The organism is Pseudomonas sp. PS01303, assembly GCF_029959385.1.
Classification (GTDB): Bacteria; Pseudomonadota; Gammaproteobacteria; order Pseudomonadales; family Pseudomonadaceae; genus Aquipseudomonas; species Aquipseudomonas rustica.
The window spans coordinates 17,495-28,563 of sequence record NZ_JASCPK010000073.1; the positions used below are offsets into that span (position 1 = coordinate 17,495).

Consider the following 11,069-nt stretch of genomic DNA (forward strand, 5'->3'; position numbering starts at 1 on the left):
TTATGGATAACGGTTTAAACAATGACCAAACTTTCAGTGTTACTTGCACAACGATTTCAACAGCGTTACATCAGCCAATGATGTCAATGGCCACTTCACCTCTCAGCAGGCACTGGCATGCCAGGCGGTATTCTTCACCGCTGTAACCCAGTACTTCGATAAATGCTTCTTCATCGTCATCCCGAGGATTCAACGCCTCGATACCTGACGTCACCTTGATCAGACAGGCCCCGCACGCCCCGACCCGACAGCCCAGCGGGATCAGATTCTTCCCGCCGGCTTCGTATTCGATATCGGTAAAGGGCGCGTTAGTCGGTAACTGAAATTCAAGTTGGTGCGCATTAATGGTTAATGTGTGCAGCGCCATACATGCCCCTATCAATAGTAAAGTTCGTGTGGCAGGCACACAGTTTCACGCCGGACTGTGTCGGCTATGAACGTTACTTGTCGCGATGGAAAAGTTATCGAGAGGTCAGCTCGAGGTACATCCAGTAGAGCAAAGCAATGCCGCTGAAAGTTGCACCTAATATACAAACAGCCACCCAGCCCCAATGCGCATAGGTGTAAGTGGCTGCAATTGCACCGGCACCACTGCCCACCGAGTAGAAACACATATAGGCGCCCACCAGACGGCTTTGCGCGTCGGGCCGTGCGGCAAAAATCAGGCTCTGGTTGGTCACGTGTACCGCTTGCACGGCGAAGTCCAGCAGCACCACACCGACCACCATGGCGAGCAACGAGCTTTCAACAAATGCAGTCGGCAACCAGGACAGGGTCAACAGTGCCAGGGCAATGCCGGTGGTGCGATTGCCCAGACCCTGGTCGGCCAGACGTCCGGCGCGTGCCGCCGCCAGCGCACCCGCCACGCCGGCCAGACCGAACAGACCGATCTGCGTGTGTGAAAGTGACAATGGCGGCGCGCTCAGTGGCAAGACCATGGCGGTCCACAACACGCTGAAGGCGGCAAAGATCAGCAGAGCAAACGTGCCGCGGACGCGCAGCGTGGGTTCGCTGAGATATAACTGGAACACCGAGCCGAGCAGGCGCCAGTAGCTGCCTTTGGTGGGCGGCGTGGTCGAGGCCGGCATCGTTCGATACAGCACCAGCGCCATGCCGACCATCAAGGCCGCCGACACGAAGTAGACGCCGCGCCAGCCGGCGAGGTCAGCTACTGCGCCAGAAACGAAGCGCGCGAGCAGAATGCCCAGCACCACACCGCTGGTCACGGTGCCGATGGCCTGACCACGTTGATCCGGGCTGGCGAGGGTCGCAGTGTAGGCGACCACCACTTGCACCACAACCGCCATCAAACCGACCAGCACCATCGCGCCGAGCAGCATGCCCCAGTCCTGAGCCAGCCCGACCGCACACAGCGCCACGGCACTCAGCAACATCTGCGTGAGGATCAGGCCTTTTCGGTTGAGCAAGTCGCCCAGCGGCACGATGAACAACAGACCCACTGCGTAACCAGCCTGTGTCGCTGTGACCACGATACCAATCGTGCTCGGAGCGACCGAAAGGCTGGCAGCCATCGACTCCAGCAACGGTTGAGCGAAGTAGACGTTGGCCACGGCCATGGCGCAGGTAATGGCGAAGAGAAATGTCTGGTAACGACTTAAGCCGGCACGATCTGGACTCTGTAAAGGCGCGCAAGCGGCGGCTCCGGCGCCCGTGTTTTCGGCTTCGACGTCCATCTTCGAAGGCTTTTGAGGGTTCAGCGACATCATTCCATCCTTGGGAATAACTGGTTTCTAAACGAAACCGATGCGTTGATTTTTAGCAAAACTGGTTTTAATCTACAACTAGTTTTTCAAAATATTTTTGTCTGACGTTAGAACTCTTTTCCAACGCACTTCCCTTAAATTGGAGAAACATGGCCAGACAGCAGCTACTGGCACAAAGCGAATGTCCTGTGGCCCGCACGCTTGAGGCTATCGGCGATCGCTGGGTGTTGATGATCATCCGTGACGCGTTTGATGATGTGCGGCGCTTCAGTGAATTCCAGAAGCGTCTGGGCCTGGCGAAGAACATCCTCACGGTGAAACTCAAGAGGCTGGTCGAGCTGGGTGTGTTCGACATCCAGCCCGCTTCCGACGGCACGGCCTACAAGGAATACGTGCTGACCGAGATGGGGCGTGCGGTGTTTCCCATCGTGATCAGCATGCGTCAGTGGGGGGAGCGTTACCTGTTCAGCAAGGGCGAGAGCTATTCAGTGCTTCTGGACAATGATCACGCGGAGCCGGTCGAGACCATTGCTGTGCGTTCCAGGGCGGGCAAGGTGCTGAGCCCGGCGGATTGCCACCGTCGCGTAGTCAAGCGCCGCACTTGAAGTCCGCGCGGGCTTGGGGCTTCAGCCCGCGGCTTTGGCCGTCAGGTGTTCGCGGCAATAATCGGCAAACAACTGCGCCGGTTTCGTCAGTTGCCCACGCTTGAGCCACGCGGCCACCAGACCCGACCCGGTGACGTCCTCGGCAATCTCCACGCACACCACTTTCTTGCCATCGTAGGTGCATTCGGAGTGAGGTTTGGTCACCAGAATCGAAAAACCAAACCCCTGACCGACCATCCCGCGCACCATCTCGATCGACGGCGAGCTGAATTCGATGCGCGGCGTCAGACCCAACTCTTCAAACAGGCTGACGAAGTAGGTTCGACTCGGTTGTACGTCCAGCAAAATCATCGGTTCCAGGCATAAATCCCTCAGCGAAACCTGCTTGTATTCGGCGAAGCGGTGGTCGGCGGGCAGCAGCGCGTAAGGCCGTTGCGCCGGCATCAACGGCTCGGTCTGAATAGTCGCATCGAGGTCGTGTTCGTAGAGGATGGCCAGATCAAACGCACCGGCGGTCAAGCCTTGCACCAGTTCCTGTTGCTCACCATCGCGGATGCGGATTTTCACTCCCGGATACAGTGCGGAAAACCCGGCGATCAATTGCGGCAGGTACAGCGGCGCGACGGTTTCGAAGCAGCCGATATCAATTTGTCCCGCGACAATGTCGTTGTCGGCCAGTGCGTTCTGTTCGAACTCCTTGGCCATGCGCAGCAGTTCTTGTGCCTTGCGGAAAAACCGCGCGCCGCTGGGCGTCAGTGACACGCCTTGGGCGTGATGACGGATCAGCAGTTGCACGCCGAAGCTGTCTTCCAGACCTTTGATCGCGGTGGAAATCGCCGGTTGCGCGATGTACAGCTTGCGCGAGGCTTCGGCAACGCTGCCGCATTCAACGGTGGTGATGAAGTATTTCAACTGACGCAAATTGTAGGCGGCCACGGCAAACCTCAGGACGAGCGGACTCGACTTCAAAGCAATTTGTGCGCCGCCACGTCCGTTGCACGACGATGTTTTTATCCTTCAACCATAGCCACCTGCGCGATGTTTGGGGGAAGTCGTTGCCCAGTGTTTTTATTGCCTGCGAAGACATTTTTACTATTTTTAGCCCGCGCGGGCGTGAGCGACCATCGAGGCACAATAATGTCTCAGGAGCATCCGTCGTGTTCGAGCTTGCAGAGTGGCAGCGCCGTGCCGTTGCATTGAAATTTCCCGATCAAGCCGTGATCGACGGCCAACATTGCGCCGCGCAATCGGGGCAGACCTTCGCTGCGATCAATCCGGCGACCGGGCAATGCCTGGCGAATGTCGCTGCATGTGGCGAGGAAGATGTCGATGTGGCAGTGCGTAATGCGCGGCAAGTGTTTGAGGCGGGCACTTGGTCGCAACGTCCGCCTGCCGAGCGCAAGCAAGTGTTGCTGCGTTTGGCTGATTTGCTGATGACGCATCGCGAAGAACTGGCCTTGCTCGATTCGCTGAACATGGGCAAACCGGTGATGGATGCCTACAACATCGACGTGCCGGGCGCCGCCGGGGTGTTCCGTTGGTACGCCGAAGCCATCGACAAACTCTACGATCAAGTCGCGCCCAGTGCGCCGAATGTGTTGGCGACCATTACTCGCGAAGCGCTCGGTGTGGTGGCGGCGGTGGTGCCGTGGAATTTTCCCTTGGACATGGCCGCATGGAAGCTCGCGCCAGCGCTGGCGGCGGGTAATTCGGTGATTCTAAAACCGGCCGAGCAGTCGCCGTTTTCGGCGTTGCGCCTGGCTGAACTGGCGCTGGAAGCCGGGTTGCCGGCGGGTGTGCTCAACGTGTTACCGGGGCTCGGCGAGCAGACGGGCAAGGCGTTGGGTTTGCACTCTGATGTCGATTGTCTGGTGTTCACCGGCTCGACCCAGGTCGGCAAATATTTCATGGAATATTCCGCGCAGTCGAACCTCAAGCAGGTGTGGCTGGAGTGCGGCGGCAAGAGTGCCAATCTGGTGTTCGCCGATTGCCAGGATCTCGATCTGGCGGCGGAAAAAGCCGCGTTCGGGATCTTCTTCAATCAGGGCGAAGTCTGCTCGGCCAACTCGCGGTTGCTGGTGGAGCGTTCGATTCATGATGAGTTTGTTGAACGGCTGAAAGCGCAGGCTGAACGCTGGTTGCCGGGCGATCCGCTGGATCCGCAGAGCAGCGCGGGGGCGATTGTTGATAGCAAGCAGACGGCGAGCATCATGGGTTTTATTCGCAGTGCCGAGCAGTCGGGTGCGACGCGGATTTGTGGCGGGCAGCAGCGGCGGTTTAACGGGTCGGACAATTTTATTGAGCCGACGATTTTTACCGGTGTGACGGCGGATATGCCGCTGTTTCGTGAAGAGGTGTTTGGCCCGGTGTTGGCGGTGGTGCCGTTTGACACTGAGGAGGAGGCGCTGCGCTTGGCCAATGACAGTGTTTACGGATTGGCTGCTTCGTTATGGACGGATGACCTCAACCGCGCACATCGCGTGGCGCGGCAGTTGCGCGCGGGTACGGTGTCGGTGAATACCGTTGATGCGCTGGATGTGACGGTGCCGTTTGGCGGCGGTAAACAGTCGGGGTTTGGTCGCGATTTGTCGCTGCATTCCTTCGATAAGTACACCCAGCTGAAAACCACCTGGTTTCAGTTGCGCTGATACCGAGTCAACCCCTTCGCGAGCAGGCTCGCTCCCACACTGGATCTATGTCACACCGAAGATCCCCTGTAGGAGTGAGCCTGCTCGCGATAGCTGTCTTTCAGTTAATACATCTGTGTCTGACACCCCGCCATCGCGAGCAGGCTCACTCCTACAGGTTCAGTGGCGTCTAAAAATCCAGGGTTCGCTCGAGATCATTGTGGGAGCGAGCCTGCTCGCGAATGCGGTGGGTCAGCCACCGAAAATCCCCGATCTGCACCCCCTTTGAGCATCCCCGCCAACCCCGCCCCTTGGCAGTGCGCACTACCCAGTTTTTTCATCATTTGCAGCCAACAATTTCCTGATTTTCCTCACCGCGCACATGGGCCACCATCGATCTTGCCCGCCAGCCGAATGTTGTCTGCCCAAGCGTCCGCGAGAGACCAACGGTGGCAACTGCACAACGGCCGGCGACCGTACTGCCCATGACAAAACTAAATCAACAGCGTCGGGAGTGCTCCATGATCAAGTCCTTGTGTCTCCGTCTCACTCACCCTCTGGCAATTACCGCTCTGGCCGCCACGGTCGCGACCAGCGCCCAGGCCGGCACCCTGTCCATCGGCCATACCACGTGGGTCGGTTACGGCACGCTTTATCTGGCTCAGGATCTGGGCTACTTCAAGGAGAACGGTTTGACCGTCGAATTGCCAGTGGTCGAAGAGGCGTCGATGTACATGGCCGCGCAAGCGTCCGGGCAATTGTCCGGTTCGGCGTCGACCATCGATGAAGTGCTCAAGTACCGTCCGCAGTTCTGCTTCAAAGCGGTCGCGGCGCTGGATGACAGTCATGGCGGCGACGGCGTGCTGGTCGGCAAAGACGTGAAGAGCCTGCAAGAACTCAAGGGCAAATCCGTCGCCGTCAACGAAGGCTCGACTTCGCAGTTCTGGCTCTCGTACCTGCTGAAAAAGAACGGCATGAGCATGAGCGACATCACCGTGCAGAACATGACCGCTGACGATGCCGCCACCGCGTTCATCGCCGGTCGCGTGCCCGCCGCCGTGACCTGGGAACCGCACCTGTCGATGGTGCGCGACAAACAGCAAGGCAAAGTGCTGATCGACAGCAGCAGCACACCCGGGGTGATCGTCGATGTGGTCGCGCTTAATTGCAGCGTGATCGAGAAGCAACCGGAAGACGTCAAGGCGCTGGTCGCCGGTTTGTACAAAGCCGTGCAGTACACCAAGGATCATCCGGAAGACGCTTACAAAATCATGGCCAAAGGCGTCGGCGGCTACCTCTCCGATCCGAAGGAACTGGCCGCCGCTGCACAAGGCGTGCGTTTCTACGATCAGGCGATGAGCGAGAAACTGCTGGGTTCACCGGGCAAACCGGGCGACAGCGCCGCGCTGATCAAGCTGGCCAACGAAACCGCCAGCGAATTGCAGGGCAAGCCTTACAACGTCAGCAACGACGATCTGGTCGACAACCGTTTCGTCACCCCGCTCTAGGAGGCCTGCAATGTTCAAGCGCAATTCGTGGCTGAGCCGCAGCCTCACGCCGAAAACCGCATTGCCGGTGCAAGTGGTGTGGAGCGCCAGCGCTCTGGCCTGGGTGTTGTTGGTCGGTCTGTGGGCCGGACTTTCTTATGGCGGCATCGTGCCGGGAATGTTTTTGCCGACACCGGGCGCGGTGGTTGAAGCCGCCGTGCGCCTGAGCCGCGATGGCACGCTCGGCACACATGTGTGGGCCAGTGTCGAAGTGGTGATGGTCGGCTTCATCGTATCGTCGCTGGTGGCAGTGCCGTTGGGGTTGCTGATGGGCAGCTTCCGCATCGTTCAGGCATTCCTTGAGCCGCTGGTGAACTTCATTCGTTACCTGCCGGTGACCTCGTTCGTGCCGCTGTTTATTTTGTGGATCGGCATCGGTCTGGAGCAGCGGGTTTCGGTGATTATTTTCGGCGTGTTCTTTCAGCAACTGGTGATGATCGCTGATGTGTCGAAGGGCATTTCCAAGGATCTGATCAACGCGTCCTACACCTTGGGCTCCAGCCGCCGCGATGCGGTGTTGCATGTGATCGCGCCGGCCTCGGTGCCGGGTGTGCTCGACACTTTGCGCGTGACCATGGGTTGGGCCTGGACGTATCTGGTGGTGGCTGAACTGGTCGCTGCGTCCAGCGGTTTGGGTTACTTGAGCCTGAAAGCCATGCGCGGTTTTCAGGTGGATGTGATTTTCCTCGCCATCGCGATCATTGGCCTGCTCGGTCTGGTCACCGATCAACTGTTCCGTTTTCTCCGACTGAGGGTTGCCGCATGGGCTCAGTGACTGCTGCCAATCATCGTTTTATCGAACCCGTTGCCACCCCTGCGCAAGCCGCGCCGCGTTTGCAGGTGGACAAGGTCAGCCTGCGTTACAAGAAGCCCGACGGCGGCACATTTACCGCGCTGGAAGAGGTCTCGTTTGAAGTGCCGGATCAGCAGTTTGCGGTGCTGGTCGGGCCATCGGGTTGCGGTAAATCCAGCCTGCTGTATTTGACCGCAGGCCTGGCCGAACCGACCTCCGGCGAAATCTATGTTGGCGGCCAGCAAGTGCAGGGGCCGGGCGCCGATCGTGGGATGGTCTTTCAGAGTTACACGCTGTTCCCGTGGCTGACGGTGCGGCAGAACGTCGAGTTCGGATTGAAACGTCGCGGCATGCCGGCGGCGCGGCGCAAGGAGATTGTTGATTACTACGTCAACGAAGTCGGTCTTGCCGGGTTCGCCGACAACTACGCCAAACAGCTGTCAGGCGGGATGATGCAGCGCGTGGCGATTGCTCGCGCGCTGGCCAATGATCCGCAGATTCTGTTGATGGACGAACCGTTTGGTGCGCTGGACAGCCAGACGCGCTTGCAGATGCAGCAGTTGTTGCTGCGGGTCTGGGGCAACACGAAGAAGACTGTGTTGTTCGTCACCCATGACATCGATGAGGCGATTTTGCTGGGTGATCGGGTCTATGTGATGGGCGCGAAACCGGGGCGGATCAAACAGATTCTCGACGTGCCGATCGAACGCCCGCGTTCACTGGACATGGTGATGGAGCGCTCGTTTATCGACATGAAACGGCAGATCTTCGGGTTGCTGCATGACGACCTCGAAGAAGTGCATTGATCCCGTGTAGGAGCTGCCGCAGGCTGCGATCTTTTGATGTTGTTTTTTAAGATCAAAAGATCGCAGCCTGCGGCAGCTCCTACACGGGAATGTGGTGGTTATGGAGTGGCGGGGAGTAGGAAGCGCGCAATCACCGGCAGGTGATCGGAGATGCGCAACGTATCGTCCTGCCGCACCGTCGCTTCCACCCGTTTGATTTTCGGGCTGTAGAACAGGTAATCGACCGTGCGATCCGGGCCTCTGAGGCCAGGGTCGTTGGGGTAGTGGGTCAGCCACTGCGCGCGGTCGATGCCGCTGGCTTCATTGTTATTCGGGATCATCGGGTACTTGTCCCACAGCAGGTGCAGTTCGCTGTCGGCGGAGTAGGGCGTGCGTTGCTCGGCGGGCAGGCGCCGATATTGTCCGAGCGGCAACAGATTGAAGTCGCCGCCGATGACCCACGGCAAACCCTGACTTTCGTACTTGTCGAGCACCTTGGTCATCGCTGTCACCTGCGCCTGCAAGGTGTCGTCCGGTTGGCTGGCGCGTTCCAGATGGGTATTGAATACCGTCAGTTGCCCGCCATCGCTGAGCGGCAGTTTGGTCGCGAGCAAGGCATCTTTTGGTTGAAACTGACGGCTGATGAAATTGGCCGGGGCCACCGGCAGTTGCAGGCGTTCGGCGTGTTCGATGCGGTAGCGGCTGAGGGTTGCCAGTTGCCGGCCAACGCTGCCAAAGATGTGCGGATCGGGGACGAAATCGGCCTTCCAGTCAAAGGCGTGGGCGCTGCACGGGTACAGGTCGGCGACGCGCTCCTGCAACAGCTTGAGCTGGTTCTGGTAGTCGCTGGCCTTGGCGCCGTCATCAAGTTCCTGCAACAGCACCACATCGGGTTGCTCGTCGCGAATCACCCGCGCCACTTCGTCGAGGCTGAAGGCCATGTCTTCCGTGGTCGGCGCTTCATCATTGCCTTGCGCCAGATCATTCCAGAACACGTAACGCTTGCCGGCCAGGTATTGCACGTTCCAGGTCATGACCTTCAAGGCTTGGCCCGGCACCAGCGTCGGCGGCGTTCCGGTGCAACTGACCGGCAAGGTTTCGCGGGCGTCGGGGCGCCAGGTCAGGCTGTAGATCAGCCCGCCGATCAGGACGAGGGCGAGCAGGGCAAGCGCAACGGTGTAGCGCAGTAGGCGGGTCATGGCTCGGCTTATAGCGTTACAGAAAGTGGCCCCGAGCATACCTGACGGCAGGCGCGAAGCCCAAGGGCTGCCGTGTCAGACCGCTCTGTCACGTTTGTCAGGCGATTCGCTGATCAGCATGAAAAGCCGGAACAAGACCACACTGGTGAACAGTTGCAGGAAGCTGTGAGCGCTGTCGATCAGCACGGCAATCGCCGGGTTCTGCGGTTCCGGATACACCGCCAGCGTCGCGCCTTTGAGCAGCCACAACGGCGTCATCACGCAGAGAATGCACAACAGAATCCGCCAGAAATGCCCACGGGTCAGGCGCAGGCTTTCTTTCATCGCCTGCAACGGGCCGAGGCCGCGCAGCACCAGCAGGTACTCGCCGAACGCCAGCATCACCATCAACATCAGGCCCGGCAGGAAATACAGCGACAGGCCGAGCAGGATCAGCAAGGTGTTGAGTGCCGTGAGCAGGGCGAAACGCGGCCACAGACGCGCCGACATCGCCAGCAGATCCAGGGTGCGCGGCGACTCGCCACGGGTGCGCGCATCGAGAAACAAAATCAGGGCAGCGGTGTACAACGGATAAACCAGCAGGCCGACGACCACGCTGACCGAGGAAAAGCTGTCCGGGTCGGTGTTGTGATCAACCACTTGTTGCAGCAGCGCTTCGAAGATCACCAACGGCAGGCACAGCTGCACGATGCTGGCCAAATGGCGTTTGAAGAAATACAGGGAGTCGCGCAGCACTTCGAAGGCATTCATCAGTCGGTATCGCAGGTCGAAAACAGTGGCTCACTTTAACCGATGCGGCGCGGGGCGACACAAACGTAAACATTCGGTAAAGGTCGTTGAAACATCCTGTCACTGTCTCCATTACAGGAGAGCACCTTGTCCGTCGTGGACGAGGGCAACGTTATCCCCGGCAATCTACGAGGTCGCCATGAACAGCGAAGAGCAAACCCTGATCGATGGACTGTTTTCCCGGCTGCAACAGGCCGAAACGGAGGCAGCCCCGCGCGACGCCCAGGCCGAAACGCGGATCAAGGAACACCTGACACGCCAACCGGCGGCAGGTTATTTCATGACCCAGGCGATTCTGGTGCAAGAGGCTGCGCTGAAGAGCCTTGATGAGCAGAACAAGCAACTGACCCAGCAAGTCCAGCGTTTGCAGGCTGAATTGCAATCGGCCAAGGCGCAGAGTGCTGCGCCTGCTTCGAGCGGTGGCGGTGGTTTTCTGTCGAGCATCTTTGGTGGCAGCTCGCGTCCGACTCCGACCCAGAGTGCAGCCCCATCGTCGACTGGCGGCTGGCGCGAACCGGCACCGCAGCAAAATTATTCGGCGCCCGCGCCACAACAGAATGTCGGTGCACCACCACCAAACTACGCGCAACAAGCGGCCCCTGCGGCCGGCAGCAGCTTCCTCGGCGGCGCCATGAAAACCGCCGCCGGTGTGGCGGGTGGCGTGATGCTGGCGCAAGGCATCAGCAGCCTGTTCCACCACAACCAGCAGCCGGAAGAAATCGTTGAAGTGATCAAGGAAGAGCCGGCGCAGGTGGCCGACCAGAGCAACAGTGGCTGGGGCGATGATCAGCGCATGGCCGGCAACGATCAGGGCGGATTCACCGACACCGATTACAGCAACGACGACAGCTCATCGTTCTTCGATGACGACGACTCCTTCGTCTGACACCTACATTTCTCAGATTTGACACCAAACCTGTGGTGAGGGGATTTATCCCCGATGGGCTGCGGAGCAGTCCCAAAAAACTGGGGCCGCTCCGCAGCCCGTCGGGGATAAATC

11 protein-coding genes are annotated in these 11,069 nt (G+C 59.2%); 6 read left to right on the top strand and 5 right to left on the bottom strand.

Features of this window, described 5'->3' with window-relative positions; translation table 11 throughout:
- Window positions 1-70 precede the first annotated feature (70 nt).
- Window positions 71-367, bottom strand: coding sequence for a 2Fe-2S iron-sulfur cluster-binding protein (locus QMX93_RS18890; RefSeq protein WP_158960136.1), 297 nt, complete (start codon window positions 365-367; stop codon window positions 71-73).
- Between the two features lie 94 nt (window positions 368-461).
- A complete protein-coding gene (locus tag QMX93_RS18895; RefSeq protein ID WP_212545761.1) occupies window positions 462-1,724 on the bottom strand; it encodes an MFS transporter in 1,263 nt (420 codons plus the stop codon).
- Between the two features lie 149 nt (window positions 1,725-1,873).
- On the opposite strand from QMX93_RS18895, the gene QMX93_RS18900 reads away from it, so the two are divergent.
- Window positions 1,874-2,329, top strand: a complete 456-nt coding sequence (locus QMX93_RS18900) for a helix-turn-helix domain-containing protein (protein WP_053124106.1) — start codon at window positions 1,874-1,876, stop codon at window positions 2,327-2,329.
- Between the two features lie 21 nt (window positions 2,330-2,350).
- Here QMX93_RS18900 and QMX93_RS18905 read toward each other — a convergent pair whose 3' ends face one another.
- Entirely contained in the window at window positions 2,351-3,265 is a 915-nt protein-coding gene (locus QMX93_RS18905) for a LysR family transcriptional regulator (protein ID WP_212545762.1), read from the bottom strand.
- 221 nt (window positions 3,266-3,486) lie between these two features.
- On the opposite strand from QMX93_RS18905, the gene QMX93_RS18910 reads away from it, so the two are divergent.
- The 4 genes from QMX93_RS18910 to QMX93_RS18925 all read left to right on the top strand — a co-directional run bounded on the left by QMX93_RS18910 (window position 3,487) and on the right by QMX93_RS18925 (window position 8,102).
- On the top strand, window positions 3,487-4,977 hold the full coding sequence (locus QMX93_RS18910; protein WP_282357625.1) for an aldehyde dehydrogenase: 1,491 nt from the start codon (window positions 3,487-3,489) through the stop codon (window positions 4,975-4,977).
- 500 nt (window positions 4,978-5,477) lie between these two features.
- Window positions 5,478-6,464: an ABC transporter substrate-binding protein gene (locus QMX93_RS18915; protein WP_212550839.1), complete on the top strand. Its 987-nt coding sequence runs from the start codon at window positions 5,478-5,480 to the stop codon at window positions 6,462-6,464.
- A gap of 10 nt (window positions 6,465-6,474) precedes the next feature.
- Window positions 6,475-7,278: an ABC transporter permease gene (locus tag QMX93_RS18920; protein ID WP_008081110.1), complete on the top strand. Its 804-nt coding sequence runs from the start codon at window positions 6,475-6,477 to the stop codon at window positions 7,276-7,278.
- Complete coding sequence (locus QMX93_RS18925) at window positions 7,266-8,102, top strand: ABC transporter ATP-binding protein (protein WP_158960125.1); 837 nt, start codon at window positions 7,266-7,268, stop codon at window positions 8,100-8,102. The genes QMX93_RS18920 and QMX93_RS18925 overlap by 13 nt, the downstream gene beginning before the upstream one ends.
- 98 nt (window positions 8,103-8,200) lie before the next feature.
- On the opposite strand, the gene QMX93_RS18930 is transcribed toward QMX93_RS18925, so the two are convergent.
- Window positions 8,201-9,280 (bottom strand): endonuclease/exonuclease/phosphatase family protein, encoded by a 1,080-nt coding sequence (locus tag QMX93_RS18930; protein WP_282357626.1) that lies wholly within the window; start codon window positions 9,278-9,280, stop codon window positions 8,201-8,203.
- Window positions 9,281-9,355: 75 nt separating this feature from the next.
- Window positions 9,356-10,030 carry a YciC family protein gene (locus QMX93_RS18935; RefSeq protein ID WP_053124097.1) on the bottom strand — a complete coding sequence of 225 codons (675 nt, stop codon included), beginning with the start codon at window positions 10,028-10,030 and terminating at the stop codon, window positions 9,356-9,358.
- Between the two features lie 178 nt (window positions 10,031-10,208).
- Here QMX93_RS18935 and QMX93_RS18940 point away from each other — a divergent pair, with 178 nt between their 5' ends.
- Window positions 10,209-10,955 carry a DUF2076 domain-containing protein gene (locus QMX93_RS18940; protein ID WP_282357627.1) on the top strand — a complete coding sequence of 249 codons (747 nt, stop codon included), beginning with the start codon at window positions 10,209-10,211 and terminating at the stop codon, window positions 10,953-10,955.
- The last annotated feature ends 114 nt before the right edge of the window (window positions 10,956-11,069 follow it).